Source organism: Clostridium pasteurianum (assembly GCF_001705235.1).
In the GTDB taxonomy this organism is placed as follows: Bacteria; Bacillota; Clostridia; order Clostridiales; family Clostridiaceae; genus Clostridium_S; species Clostridium_S pasteurianum_A.
This window is the reverse complement of the sequence record NZ_MCGV01000001.1, coordinates 2,056,012-2,068,886: the sequence shown is the minus strand read 5'-3', so window position 1 is coordinate 2,068,886 and position 12,875 is coordinate 2,056,012. Positions and strand designations below refer to the sequence as shown.

Genomic DNA, 12,875 nt, shown 5'->3' with positions numbered 1-12,875 from the left:
AAGTAAATCTTTTATAATCTTTAAGTAATTATTAAAAGTTATCCACAGGTATAGTAAATGAAACAGTAGTTTCTACTTCATCTAAAGAATCTATGTGTATTTCTCCGCCATGTGCTTCAATGATATTTTTGCATATGGAAAGTCCGAGACCTGCACCGCCGTAAGCCTTATTTCTTGATTTCTCCCCTCTATAAAACTTATCAAAAATATATGGCATGTCCTCTGCTTTAATTCCAATACCATTGTCTTTTATCTTAACTTCAATTCTGTCATTTTTAAGTTTAAGATAAAGTTCAATTTTTCCATTCTCTTTTATATACTTTTTACTGTTTTCTATTATATTGAGGAAAACCTCACAAATTCTTCTTTCATCTATATTTACAATTATGTCAGGAATATCAGTTTTAAGTTTAAAGTTTATTCCTAAATTGTTAGTTTCTAAATATACTGGCTCAAGCATCTTTTTTATGAAATCTTTAAAATATATTTCTTTTTTATTAATAATAAGCTTATTTGCGTTTATTTCGCTATGAATAAATAAATCCTCTGTAAGTTTTTTCAGCTCAAGACTTTTTGAATAAATTATATTTAAATATTTATTTAGTCTCTCTTCATCCTTGGCTACACCACTTTTTATTGCTTCAATATAAGCACTTATAGTAGCAACAGGTGTTCTTATATCATGAGAGATTGCTGCTATTAGTTCCTTATTGCTTTTTTCTGCTCGGTTTCTAGTTTTTATGTTTTCGTAAATTTCATCTCTCATTAGTTCAAAGGAAGCTGCAAATTGTCCAACTTCGTTTTCACTGTGAGGTATTTCAAAATCGAAGTCACCAGTATTTATTCGGTGGGCTGCTTTTTGAAGGACATTTAATGGCGTTAGAACTTTCTTTTTAATTAGACCATAAACAACTAAAATCATAAATATCAAAAATATTATTTCGAGAATTATTAAAAATATTATTCTGTTTAGATACAAGTTTCTATTTACATATACATCTTTTGAATTTAGATAAAAAATTGCAGTTCCTTTTAAATTGTTACTTATTACTATTGGAAATGCTATTTTATAGAAATGCTTATCTGAGGCTAAAAAGCTGTTGTCCATGTACATGCTTTCGTCTAAGGAATTGATTTCATCATTTAGATTCTGAGATTTATATATTATAGTACTATCTGTACTTATTATTGCCATCTTTAAATTATCGTGTTTAAGTTCTTTTGTTAATTTATTTTTGTAGGATTTATCCATAATGAAGTTTTTAGCTGTATCTAGGGATGGTTTTACCTTTATTCTTATATTATTTATTATACTTTTGCTGTAAATTTCTTCACGCTCTTTTTTTATATTATTAAGGATGAGTGTATTAAATAGAAGAATGGATACTATAATAATAAAGCATATTATAAGTGTATTTTTTTTTATGTTTTTACTTTTCAAGATCATTCCTCCTCATAATCCAGTTTATATCCAACAGCCCACACCGTTTTTATATACTCAGGTTTGGAAGGATTTTTTTCGAGCTTTTCTCTTAATTTTCTTATGTGTACGGAAACTGTATTTATATCTCCAAAATTGTCGATTCCCCAAACTTTATCGAATATTGTTTCCTTTGTGAAAACTTGTCCTTTATTTGAGGCTAAAAGATATAAGATGTCAAATTCTTTTGAAGAAAGGTCAATCTTAGTACATCTAATTTTTACAAGAAATCTTTTTTTATCTATGATTAGCCCTCCAATAGATATTTCTCCATAGGATATTGTATTTTCAGTCATATTATATCGCCTAATTTGTGCTTTTATTCTTGCTACAAGTTCACCTGTGCTGAAGGGTTTAGTAACGTAGTCATCTGCACCAAAACCCAGTGATAAAATTTTATCCGTATCACTTATTCTTGCACTGAGCATTATTATTGGAACATTTGAAACCTTTCTTATTTGTTTACACAATTCTATTCCATTTACATGGGGAAGCATGATATCAAGCACCACTACTTTAGGCTTATATTTTAAGAAATAGGTTAATGCTTTTTCTCCGTCAAAGCAGCAGGTACCTTTTATGCCATCTACTTCTAAAAGATCACAGATTAACTCTGCAAGTTCTTTTTCATCATCTATTATTAGAACATTATCCATTTAATATCACCCCATAATAATTTTATCATAATTGCGAATTGAAGTGTTTATAAGATTATTGTATGAAATATAAAAACTATTTGATATAATAATAAGAAGAGGGGAGATGAGCAGATGAAGAAAAAACTAATAGCATGGATATTAGCAGCAGCTGTTGTTGCAGGGGGCGGATATGCGGCATATACGAAGTTTGGAAATTCAAAAGATGGTTCAGAGGTGAAAAATAGCACAGCCTCTAGTGATAAAAAAGACAATGAAAAAACTAAAGAGGATGTTACAGAAAATAAGGATGAAACCAAAAAAGTAGATGAAAGTTCACAGCAAAATGCAGTGCAGAAGAAGCCAACTCAGCAAACGCAGCAAAAGCAAAATAGTGCCCCAAAGAGTCAAGAAGAAGTCTACATGGGAAATTGGGTTATAAGAAAAGTAATTGCATATGGTCCAGCAGAGACTTATAGTAAGAGCGATATAAATAACTTAATGGGTAAAAGGCTTACTTTCTCGCCACAAAAGGCAACTTGTTTTGGAGACAGCATAAGTTACTTGAATGAAAGTGTTCAAAATCCAATGTATTCGAAATCAAGTGTCTTTAAAGATGATTTTGAAGCTCAAAATAAGGTCACTTTTAATAATTTAGGAGTAAGTGGTTCCACAATTACTATGATTGAGGTAAAGGACTCAAGTGGTAAAGGATGTACATTTTATATAAAGGGTAATAATACTATGATTCTTTACGGCGGTGGAGTTTATTTCGAAATTGATAGAGAATAAAAAATGATTATATTAAAAAGCATATTGCGAAAGCAGTGTGCTTTTTTACGTTATAGACAATTAAAAAAATAACTTGTATTTTGGAATATTATATCCTAAACGGCTGCAAAATCAATATGTTTAATTATAAGTTTAAAGTAATTTAACTTTTTATTAAAACAATGTTGACAAGTGGTGCCAAAATTAGTACAATATTTAGTGTAATAAGCCGATATATGAAATTTATTACAATAAACAAGGAATATAATGGAGGGTAATATGAGAAAATCAGGGAGACCAATAAAAGTATTATTAGCGGCACTACTTATTCCAATCGTGTTAATTGGATGTGCACCTAAAATTAAACCAGACGAATCAGCTAAAATTATGTGTAATTTTATAATCAAGAATGATAAGACAAAAATATCGGAGCTTGTAAGTGATCAAAAAGAAGTCAATGGATATTATAAAAAATTGAAGGATAGTTTTACTAACAAATTAAAAGACGGCGTTTCTGGCGAAGGTGTAAATATATCAGACGACCAGTATAAACAAATATGTGATGCATATTTGAAGGCTATAAAAAATATTACTATAACAACAAAGCAGGTTTCTGTAGATGGTGATACAGCTGTTGTAAATGTTAAAACAAATTACATTGATATGAATGAAATTGTAAAAAAGGCTGAAGGCCAAGCAACTGAAGATATTATGTCAATGGGGTTAACAGATGAAGAAGAAGCAAAAAATAAGGCTGTTGAAGTATACCTAAAATATGTTATACAGGACTTAAATGAAGCAAAACCAAAATCAGAAACAATTAATAAAGACTTTAAGTTTAAAAAAGGTGGACAAGGATGGATTCCTCAAGATGAAAATGATTTTGAGAAACAGCTTGGAAAAATGATTTGTAAAGAATAGATAATAACCGAAATTGAATATATTTTAAGAGGTAGGATTTTTGTAAGCTGTCTACCTGTCAATCAGGCAGGAGACAACTTATTATAAAAAATCCTACCTTTTGTTTTGTAAAATGAAATATGTATTTACAAATAAAAATAGACAGCTTTTTATTAGAGCGTTAATATTTAATATATATGATAAATAAGATTGGGGCGAGTTATTATGAATGTTCTAAGCATTAGAAATCTAAAAAAGACTTATAAAGATAAAAAAGCAATTAATAGTACTGAAGCAATTAATGGTATTGACTTAGATATAAATGAAGGAGAATTTGTGGGCATAATGGGTCCATCAGGTAGTGGAAAAACTACATTACTTAATATTTTAAGTGGAATAGATAAGGCTACATCAGGAGAAATTGAGATTTTAGGAAAAGATATAAACAAGTCTTCAAGAAATGATATGGCATTATTCAGGCGCAAATATTTAGGCTTTGTATTTCAAGAATTTAATCTTTTAGACAGTTTAACTTTAAAAGAAAACATAATGCTTCCTCTCAGTCTGGAAGGTCAAGATGAAGATGAAGTAGAGAAAAAAACTCAAGATATGATGAGAATGCTTGGAATTTTAGAAGCTCAAGATAAATATCCCTACAATGTTTCTGGAGGACAACAGCAAAGGGCAGCCATAGGTAGAGCTATAATAAATAATCCCGATATTCTATTTGCAGATGAACCAACTGGGAATTTAGACTCAAAATCATCGGCTGTTGTAATGGAGCACTTTGAAAAGATAAATGGAATACAAAAAAAGACTATAGTGGTCGTAACTCATGATCCTTTTACAGCTAGTTATTGTAATAGAATAGTTTTTATAAAAGATGGGGTAATTGATTCTAAAATTGAAAAGAAGCAGGGAACTAGAGAGGAATTTTTTGAAGAAATTTTACATAAGCTTGCTGTTATTGGGGGTAGGGCATGAATTTTAAAGAAATTTCATTTAAAATGTTTAAGCAAAATATAAGACGATACATATTATATATGTTGTGTAATAGCTTTTCAGTAATTATATTTTTCCTGTACATTACCATCTATACAAATAAGGATTTTAATGATCCACTTAAATTAGATCCTATGATATCCAGTAATATATTTGGATCAACGGTAATTCTAGCTACATTTTTAGCTTTTTTTATTGTCTATTCACATAATTATTTTATTAAACTTAGAAAAAAGGATTTTGGAGTTTTTATGACTATTGGAATGACTGACATGGATATAGGAAAGATTATTATATATGAAAATATGATTATTGCAGTGATTTCTCTAGTGTTAGGTTTATTCTTTGGAACATTAATATCAAGTGTGTTTTATGCTGTAGTGTTAAAAATAATCGAAGTAAATATAACACTTTCAATAAATTTAAAAAGTTATATATATACTGTAGCATTTTTTGGAACAATTAGTATGTTTTCAATCTTAAAGAGCTGTGTAATTATAGGAAGATGCAATATTGCAAATTTGATTAAGAGTGCAAAGAAGGAAGATAACAATTTTTTAGGTAGAAAAGGTTTTGCGATTTTAGGGGTAATATGTGTAGCTTTATCAATTGCTATTCAAGGTTTTATAAAGTCTAAGACGTTAATTTATGTAAGCATAGCGGTTTATGTTATAGGGATATATTTAATAGTATCTAATTTACAGTGTTTTATAGAAAGCTTTTTGAAAATACGTAAAAATAGGTGCTTCAAAAACATGTTTTTTATCAGTAATATAAGATATAAAATTGGAAGTTCAAAGAACATATTGTTTTCAATAACTATGCTTATTGCTGTAGTTATTTTCTTTGCTAGTATGATTTTTACAAGCTCAAAGGAAATGAAAATTTATACGTTAAGGTATAATCCATATGATGCTGCTTATGCTGAATTATATGGGAAGAATCAGCTTTCAGCAAAGGATTTAAATAATATAGTTAAAAGTGAAAATACAAGAATAAGTTCATTAAAAAGTTTGGAAATAATTCAAGATCGAATGCCCGTAATTTCTGATAAAAATTTAAATAGTACAGTTGGAACAAACTTTAAAGTGAATAAGGGAAAGTTTATATACCTATATCAGATAGATAAAAACGATGGTTATGATCACAGCAGTGATAATATGGATTTAAAAAGCTGCTATATAAATAATAACGTGTATCATTGTCAGGGAAAAATAGAAAAGGTAATATTTAATAATGTTAATTTGATAAACAATACATACCTAATAGTTAATAATGATGATTATATAAGAATAAAAGAAGCGGCACTTCAAGATAGTATAGGAACTATAAAACTAATTAATTTTGATGAGGACTGGCATAAGACACAAGGCATAATAAATAAGCTTACTAATAAATTAAATGAATGTAATAAAAATAAAAGTTTGAGTTTCAAGAGTAAAGCAGAAGATATGGATAGATTCAAACCTTCTTCAAAGATAGATACCTATAAACTTACGCAGGATTCGGACTCGTTTTTGAAATTTCTATTTAGTTTTATATTTGTGCTATTTTTTATAGCTTCAAATTTAATGTTTCATTTTAAACTTTTAATGGAGTATGAATATGAGAAAGTTAAATACAATAAGGTTTATAAAATTGGAATTACCGAAAGGGAAATCTCAAAAAATATTTTAAAAGAATTAGGTGTCATGTTCTTATCACCGTGTGTATTAGCAATAGGAGTATATTTTCTATTATTATTAAGAATGGATATGAATGCATTTAAATATGCTTTAATGTCAGGAACAGGTTATACGCTGCTGGAAGTAATGATTTGCTTGATTTATGGTAAAAAATATGTTAAAAAGTTTATATGATAAATTTGTGAAAGCGGAGGATTTATTACGTGGAGAGTAAATATGATTACGAGGAAATAACTAAAAAGATATTAGAAAATAGAGAGCAATTTGACGGCGTAGAGGAGGAACTCATACATGAATTAATACATGGTAAGATTTCTAAGGATGCTAACGACATAGATGAAAAAAAGCTGAGTTTTGGGGATAGAGTATCTGATAAGGTTTCTAGTTTTGTTGGAAGCTGGCCATTTATAATAGTATCAGTGTCAATGATTATAATTTGGATAATTATAAATGTATCATACATAATAAAGCCCTTTGATCCATTTCCATTTATTCTTTTAAATTTATTTTTGTCATGTGTTGCCGCAATACAGGCACCAATAATAATGATGTCCCAAAACAGAGAAGGAGATAAAGATAGAATAAAGGCTAAAAATGATTATAAAGTGAATTTGAAATCCGAGATAATTATAGAAGATTTGCATTTCAAAATGGACGAAATTATAGAAAATCAAAAAACTATGATGAAAAAAATTGCTGAAATGGAGAAAAACAAATAGGGTATTGTTATGGGTATGGTGTAGGTGTACATATATAAGAAGGTCTAGGATTAGATATGGGGAACCGTGTAATAAATAAAGGATAGTAAGTAAAATTGAGGAACACACTATAAGCTTATAAATTTTATATATTAAAAATAGTAGCTTTCCAATTGAGAGTCGGGGCTACTATTTTTTAGACATTTTATATATAAACAACGTTAGATACACTGATTTTATTAGATTAGTTTAATTTTAATATAGATAATTGTAAGGAGGGTCTAATTGCCCCAAACATAACATTGTAATTAACTGCACCTTATTAAATTTCTTTTTGTATCTCTTATTTCATCTTTTTTAAATAATGTCTGTAGAATCACATATGTGATAAAAACGGAATTAAATCAGAAAGCATTTAATATTGAATTATCCTTATTTATATATTTATTAAACTTTAGGAAATAAAATATATATTGAGAACTTACCATTATTATAAAAAGCTTCTATTGTTCCATTCAATCGTTTTGTAATTTCTCTGGCTATTGTAAGTCCTAATCCTGTAGTCTTTTTATTTCTGGATTTATCCTTTGTATAAGAGCGTTTAAAAATATAATCTAAATCATCTTTGGTCATGGGTTCACTAAAATTAGAAAAAGTAAACGCATAGCTTCTACCAACTTCCTGGACTTCAAAACAATATTCTCCCTTACCATGTACAATTGCATTAAATAGAACATTTGAAAATATTCTTTTGACTCCTTGTTCGTCTCCTTGTATCATGCATGGTTTTTCCGGTAAATGAACAGTTGGCTCTTGTCCTTTTTTATAAAAATCATCATAATACATAACAAGTATATCCATAAAAATTTTTTTCGCATCTATAGGTATATGTTTATAAACAATCTCTCCTGATTCTATACGTACATATTCAAATAATTGTTCCAGCAGTATCTTAACCATGTTTTGTCGTTCCAGCACTATTGCTAAATATTCCTGTTGTTCTTTATCTACAGCACTTGCCTGGAGCATTTGAACATACCCACTAGCAGTTGTTAATGGTGTACGTAAATCATGAGAAATATTAGTTATACTCTGTCTAAAATTTCTGTTTAATCTTTTAATTTTTATACGAGACCTTCTTATATCTCCTATTAAATTATTGAGTTGATTAACCAAATTCGCAATATCTCTTTGCTTTACTACTACCGTCAAAAGCTCATTGGTATCTTTTATATTCATAATTTCCTTTAATTGTTTTGTAATATGTTTAATATTCATGCGATAATATAAATGATAAAAAATAAGCATGACAAGTATAAAAAGGGACAAAAAAGTTGTAACCATCCAAATGTTTTTCATACTAACTCCTTTATATGAATCACCTTGTATTTACACAAAAACGAAAATCATACTACTTAATCTTTCATTGCTTCTATAATATTATTTTGTTTAATTGATTCAGAAGAAATCCAATATGACAAGAATATAGAAACAAATATTATCATAATGTAAATTGAAATTGCTGTACCTTGAAAAACTGCTATAAATTCTCTCCATGTCATTGATGTTAGCTTAAGCATATAAAAACAAATAATAAATACAACTGGAATGCCAATAATAATTGGCCTCAATGCAAAGAATAAACCTTATAAGCCAAGCATTTTATTTAATCCTTTAGGTGTTACTCTAATTGATCGCAGCATAGAAAATTCTTTCTTATTCAGTCTAATATTATTTGAAACAGTTGAAAAATGTATTGAGAATGCCAATTATTCCAATCACTAAAGCAACAGCAAAACGCTAATTGAAATAGCTTTCTGAACAAGCTCTCCATGATGCTTTTTGTCTACTAAGCACCATATTGTAAAATCCTGGTATGGTAAGTAGGGATTACAAATTTGTGTTAGCTTTTTCTTTACACGTTATCTTCTACTTTTTCATATAAAAGCATTTTACTTCCAGCTTTTGTATTTAACAAAGGTAATAGTTTCACCTTATTAGAATTATCTGGTTTATAATGTGTGCTATTTAATAGTATACCTGTTGTTGTATCTTTTTTATAATATTTTTCAGAATTAGTACCAATTTTTTTGCAATACTTATTAAAGGCGTCATCATTCAAGCCTACTAAATTTACTATAATTCTATATTTGCCATTTTGTTTTAATACGTTGTATTTTTTGTAGTCAACTCCCGCAAATCCACCAGCTTTAGCAAAAACTTTTGACTCCTGATTTGATGATAAATAAGTTGAAGTACGTACTTGTCTTCTAATTACACTATCTTTAATTTCAGGTAGAGATATAATTTTATTAATCATTCTATACCAACAATCAAACCAATTGGTAATTGAATAATCCATAATAAAAATCCTTTATAAATTACAGAATATTTAATTTGTTTTGGAGTTGCTCCTAAGCTTTTTAGAATACTCAATTCCTTAATTCTGATATTAGCAGATAGTAAAAATGCATTATAAATAATAAGAATAAATGTGCCCATGACTAGTAAAAATAAAATTATCACTATAGTCATAATTATAATAAATTGGGTATTTGCATCACTATTATTACTAATTCCATATAGATTTTCCTAATCCACTTGGTCCAATTATTGAGATAAATTGTTCTTTATCTATTTTCAAATTTAAATTGTCTAATGCAGTAACCTTTGTTTCTCCATCTCCATAGATTTTTGAAAAATTTTCTGTTCTTAATATATACAAAATATTATCTCCTCTCATTTATTTATTATTATTAATCAATATCTCTTTTTGAAAATAGTAAACTAGCTCCCAAAAGTGTAGTTATCCCAATTAGTACAAATATGATTGAACATTTCACAACATCTTCTGGTTTTGAATTAAAATTAATTAGGGTATTACGCATATTTGTAAGAGAGTATTTTGTAAAAACATCGTTTTTTGTTAATAAAGTAAGCAAATTTACCATAAGGTTGCAGCTCACCACTAATAACATGGAAACTATAATTGTAACGCTTACACTTTTTATAAAATAAGATAAAAAAGTGCCAACTCCCGACACACCCCAAAACATGCAAATCATTCCTATATTCATCCGAATAAATGCTGCTATAGGAACTTCTCCTAATCGAAAGGCTATTGTATCTGTTAATAAATTTAAAATTCCAAAACTCAATAAGATTATTGTAATGATAGAAGACATAGCTATATACTGTCCAAGAACTAATTTCCATCTAGCAATTCCATGGCAGGCCATTTGACGTATGCTGCCATTTGCATACTCAGCAGTAATTAAACAAACCACAAATATGAGGATAATATAGAAAATAAAATCTGCATTGTAGGATTCTCGATAGCTAGAAAATCCTGTTACTAACATTTGTCCTTTTAGCTTAGAAGTGACAAGAGTTGATTTCTTTAAAAATAAAGAAATACAATTCATTGCTAGGAGTATAATTGATATAGCATAAAAAATTTTACTTTTAAATATCTTATAAAATTCACTAGAAATTACATTTAGCATTATTGATTGCCTCCCATCATTTTCACGAAATACGCTTCTATATCATTTCCTTCTAAACCAATACTTGATACTAGAACGCCATTTTCAATCAATTCTTTATTAATCTTGGCAGGTATATCCAGGAAATCATAAATGCAAATTTTTCCTTCATTAAACACTTCAAAATCTGAACTTTTTATGTTGTTTTTTAAAATGTAAGCTGCCTTTTCAGAATCATTCACTACTACAGTAAGACATTTTTTGCAGCGTTCATTCAATTCAGATGCTTTAAATTCATCGATAAGCACTCCTTTATTTATAATTCCATATTTTGTTGCAATCTTAGCAAGTTCTCCTAAAATATGAGAAGAAATTAAAATGGTAATTTCATTTTCAGTATTTAGTCTTAATAGCAGTTCCCTAATTTCTTTAATACCATAAGGATCTAATCCATTGATAGGTTCATCTAAGATAAGAAAATCAGGATTACCTAATAAGGAAATTGCAATGGATAAGCGCTGTTTCATGCCAAGCGAAAAAGCTTTAGTTTTCTTTTTTCCTGTATCACTCAAGCCAACTAGATTTAAAACCTCATCTACATTACTATAGTCTACAATGCCAAGCAGCTTATCGTAATAAATCAAGTTTTCTCTTGCTGTCATATAAGGGTACAATGCTGGATATTCAATAATACATCCAATTCTTTTTCTTCCTTTTTCTACATCGCTACTTTCAAATAATTGAATATCCCCCTGACTTTGATGAATTAATCCACAAGCAATTTTCATAATTGTTGTTTTTCCTGCACCATTTTTACCTATTAACCCGTAAATATCACCTTTTTCAACCTTCATATTAATCTTATTTATAGCTAATTGCTTTCCATATTTCTTAGTCAAACAATTAGTTTGCAATACTAATCCCATATACTTATACCTCTTACTTTCTGTAATTAAAATATTTTTTAATTCTATATTTAAATACTAACTAAAAAGTATTAAAATACATTTTAGAATTTATCAAGAAAGTATCAAGTTTTATAAATCAATTATCTTGCATTTTATATCCTATTCCCCAAACTGTTTTTATATATGTATCACCATGTTTCAATTTATTGCGCAAATTACTAACATGCACTGTAACCACTCTTTCATCTAGAATATATTCTTCAGACCAAACACTTTCAAATATATTCTGTTTTGTAAATACTTTCTTAGGATTGCTAATTAGTAATTTTAATATTTTATATTCTTTTACTGTAAGTTCAATAGGTTCATTATTGATAGTTACAATATGATTTTCACTATCTAAAACTAAATCTTTAAATGTAAATATATTGGTTTTATCTATGCTTGTCCCCTTATTCATTCTTCTTAATACTGCACCTATCCTTACAATTAATTCTTCATTATTAAATGGCTTTGTTATATAATCATCTGCACCGTCCCGGATCATCCCAAGTTTAGTGTCTAAATCATCTTTTGCAGATACACATATAATAGGAATTTGAAACTCTTCATTAATTTTTGTTAAAATTTCTTCACCACTTAAGCCTGGTAACATTAAGTCCAATAAAATCAAATCAAAGGATTCCTTTTCTAGTAATAAAAGAGCCTCTGTACCAGAAAAGGCAGCTGCCGTTGTATATTTATTTTTTATTAATAAGGTTTGTAGCATTTTATTAATTTTAGGATCATCTTCTACGATTAATATCTTATTCATTCTGCTCTACCTTTCTAAACAATCTCAATTTATTCTGTTTTATATTAATGTAAATAATCTACATAATATTATATCAAAGAATTTTTTAATATAATAACATAAATTACCACTTATAATATATATAATAAGTGAGGTTCATAGCTTTAGACAAGTAGTATCAATGCCTAAGGCTATTTTATAACTAAAAATACTGTATCATATTTGATAGTTAGTTGGTGAAATGTGCCATACAAAAATGAAGTAACGCCACAAATGATTGCTCAAATTGGGATGAAGAATTATCTAAAGGCTATTAGTAAAAGGGTAAACGATCATGCTATATTTGATATAATAAAAGAGCAAGCTTCTGAATCTACAGAATTCACAGATTATAGGCAATATATTCAGAATGTAGATTTAAATGAATATAAACAAGGATTTGAAAAGGCAAAAGATATATATGATTTAAGTATTCAAGAGCAGTGTGGAAAATCAGTAATTAAAGAATAAGGAGGTAA

General features: G+C 28.2%; 15 protein-coding genes and 1 pseudogene. 6 read left to right on the top strand and 10 right to left on the bottom strand.

Going from position 1 to position 12,875, the window contains the following annotated elements:
- Positions 1-31 precede the first annotated feature (31 nt).
- Both BEE63_RS09060 and BEE63_RS09055 read right to left on the bottom strand, forming a co-directional pair.
- Positions 32-1,441 (bottom strand): sensor histidine kinase, encoded by a 1,410-nt coding sequence (locus BEE63_RS09060; protein ID WP_066021076.1) that lies wholly within the window; start codon positions 1,439-1,441, stop codon positions 32-34.
- A gap of 2 nt (positions 1,442-1,443) precedes the next feature.
- A complete protein-coding gene (locus tag BEE63_RS09055) occupies positions 1,444-2,136 on the bottom strand; it encodes a response regulator transcription factor (protein ID WP_066021075.1) in 693 nt (230 codons plus the stop codon).
- 114 nt (positions 2,137-2,250) lie between these two features.
- On the opposite strand from BEE63_RS09055, the gene BEE63_RS09050 reads away from it, so the two are divergent.
- The 5 genes from BEE63_RS09050 to BEE63_RS09030 all read left to right on the top strand — a co-directional run bounded on the left by BEE63_RS09050 (position 2,251) and on the right by BEE63_RS09030 (position 7,192).
- Complete coding sequence (locus BEE63_RS09050) at positions 2,251-2,907, top strand: hypothetical protein (protein ID WP_066021074.1); 657 nt, start codon at positions 2,251-2,253, stop codon at positions 2,905-2,907.
- Between the two features lie 258 nt (positions 2,908-3,165).
- On the top strand, positions 3,166-3,807 hold the full coding sequence (locus tag BEE63_RS09045) for a DUF5105 domain-containing protein (protein ID WP_066021073.1): 642 nt from the start codon (positions 3,166-3,168) through the stop codon (positions 3,805-3,807).
- A 204-nt stretch (positions 3,808-4,011) separates the two neighbouring features.
- Positions 4,012-4,770: an ABC transporter ATP-binding protein gene (locus BEE63_RS09040; RefSeq protein WP_066021072.1), complete on the top strand. Its 759-nt coding sequence runs from the start codon at positions 4,012-4,014 to the stop codon at positions 4,768-4,770.
- Positions 4,767-6,647, top strand: coding sequence for an FtsX-like permease family protein (locus BEE63_RS09035; RefSeq protein ID WP_066021071.1), 1,881 nt, complete (start codon positions 4,767-4,769; stop codon positions 6,645-6,647). The genes BEE63_RS09040 and BEE63_RS09035 overlap by 4 nt, the downstream gene beginning before the upstream one ends.
- Positions 6,648-6,676: 29 nt before the next feature.
- Positions 6,677-7,192 carry a DUF1003 domain-containing protein gene (locus BEE63_RS09030; RefSeq protein WP_066021070.1) on the top strand — a complete coding sequence of 172 codons (516 nt, stop codon included), beginning with the start codon at positions 6,677-6,679 and terminating at the stop codon, positions 7,190-7,192.
- Positions 7,193-7,618: 426 nt separating this feature from the next.
- Here the strand turns inward: BEE63_RS09030 and BEE63_RS09025 are convergent, their stop codons facing one another.
- From BEE63_RS09025 to BEE63_RS09005, 8 genes and pseudogenes are all read right to left on the bottom strand, one after another.
- Positions 7,619-8,410, bottom strand: coding sequence for a sensor histidine kinase (locus tag BEE63_RS09025; protein ID WP_242874764.1), 792 nt, complete (start codon positions 8,408-8,410; stop codon positions 7,619-7,621).
- Between the two features lie 176 nt (positions 8,411-8,586).
- Positions 8,587-8,751, bottom strand: a complete 165-nt coding sequence (locus BEE63_RS22115) for a hypothetical protein (protein ID WP_242874762.1) — start codon at positions 8,749-8,751, stop codon at positions 8,587-8,589.
- Between the two features lie 335 nt (positions 8,752-9,086).
- Positions 9,087-9,533 (bottom strand): hypothetical protein, encoded by a 447-nt coding sequence (locus BEE63_RS22110; protein ID WP_066021068.1) that lies wholly within the window; start codon positions 9,531-9,533, stop codon positions 9,087-9,089.
- Positions 9,488-9,673 carry an FtsX-like permease family protein gene (locus tag BEE63_RS22105; protein ID WP_242874915.1) on the bottom strand — a complete coding sequence of 62 codons (186 nt, stop codon included), beginning with the start codon at positions 9,671-9,673 and terminating at the stop codon, positions 9,488-9,490. Before BEE63_RS22105 ends, BEE63_RS22110 begins: the two co-directional genes overlap by 46 nt.
- A gap of 82 nt (positions 9,674-9,755) precedes the next feature.
- Positions 9,756-9,896: pseudogene (locus BEE63_RS21405) on the bottom strand (ABC transporter ATP-binding protein); the annotation flags it as partial.
- A gap of 31 nt (positions 9,897-9,927) precedes the next feature.
- The gene (locus BEE63_RS09015) at positions 9,928-10,677 is read right to left on the bottom strand and encodes an ABC transporter permease (RefSeq protein ID WP_066021067.1); all 750 of its coding nucleotides are present in this window, start codon (positions 10,675-10,677) and stop codon (positions 9,928-9,930) included.
- A complete protein-coding gene (locus BEE63_RS09010; protein WP_066021066.1) occupies positions 10,677-11,582 on the bottom strand; it encodes an ABC transporter ATP-binding protein in 906 nt (301 codons plus the stop codon). The genes BEE63_RS09015 and BEE63_RS09010 overlap by 1 nt, the downstream gene beginning before the upstream one ends.
- Positions 11,583-11,700: 118 nt before the next feature.
- A complete protein-coding gene (locus BEE63_RS09005) occupies positions 11,701-12,378 on the bottom strand; it encodes a response regulator transcription factor (protein ID WP_066021065.1) in 678 nt (225 codons plus the stop codon).
- A gap of 222 nt (positions 12,379-12,600) precedes the next feature.
- Here BEE63_RS09005 and BEE63_RS09000 point away from each other — a divergent pair, with 222 nt between their 5' ends.
- Positions 12,601-12,867, top strand: coding sequence for a hypothetical protein (locus tag BEE63_RS09000; protein WP_066021064.1), 267 nt, complete (start codon positions 12,601-12,603; stop codon positions 12,865-12,867).
- Positions 12,868-12,875: the final 8 nt, after the last annotated feature.

What these genes read in the sequence shown, in the direction of transcription:
- BEE63_RS09055 (WP_066021075.1), bottom strand. Translation starts at nt 2,136, where the DNA reads ATGGATAATGTTCTAATAATAGATGATGAAAAAGAACTTGCAGAGTTA.
- BEE63_RS09050 (WP_066021074.1), top strand. Translation starts at nt 2,251, where the DNA reads ATGAAGAAAAAACTAATAGCATGGATATTAGCAGCAGCTGTTGTTGCA.
- BEE63_RS09045 (WP_066021073.1), top strand. Translation starts at nt 3,166, where the DNA reads ATGAGAAAATCAGGGAGACCAATAAAAGTATTATTAGCGGCACTACTT.
- BEE63_RS09040 (WP_066021072.1), top strand. Translation starts at nt 4,012, where the DNA reads ATGAATGTTCTAAGCATTAGAAATCTAAAAAAGACTTATAAAGATAAA.
- BEE63_RS09035 (WP_066021071.1), top strand. Translation starts at nt 4,767, where the DNA reads ATGAATTTTAAAGAAATTTCATTTAAAATGTTTAAGCAAAATATAAGA.
- BEE63_RS09025 (WP_242874764.1), bottom strand. Translation starts at nt 8,410, where the DNA reads ATGAATATAAAAGATACCAATGAGCTTTTGACGGTAGTAGTAAAGCAA.
- BEE63_RS22115 (WP_242874762.1), bottom strand. Translation starts at nt 8,751, where the DNA reads ATGCTTAAGCTAACATCAATGACATGGAGAGAATTTATAGCAGTTTTT.
- BEE63_RS22110 (WP_066021068.1), bottom strand. Translation starts at nt 9,533, where the DNA reads ATGGATTATTCAATTACCAATTGGTTTGATTGTTGGTATAGAATGATT.
- BEE63_RS22105 (WP_242874915.1), bottom strand. Translation starts at nt 9,673, where the DNA reads ATGGGCACATTTATTCTTATTATTTATAATGCATTTTTACTATCTGCT.
- BEE63_RS09015 (WP_066021067.1), bottom strand. Translation starts at nt 10,677, where the DNA reads ATGCTAAATGTAATTTCTAGTGAATTTTATAAGATATTTAAAAGTAAA.
- BEE63_RS09010 (WP_066021066.1), bottom strand. Translation starts at nt 11,582, where the DNA reads ATGGGATTAGTATTGCAAACTAATTGTTTGACTAAGAAATATGGAAAG.
- BEE63_RS09005 (WP_066021065.1), bottom strand. Translation starts at nt 12,378, where the DNA reads ATGAATAAGATATTAATCGTAGAAGATGATCCTAAAATTAATAAAATG.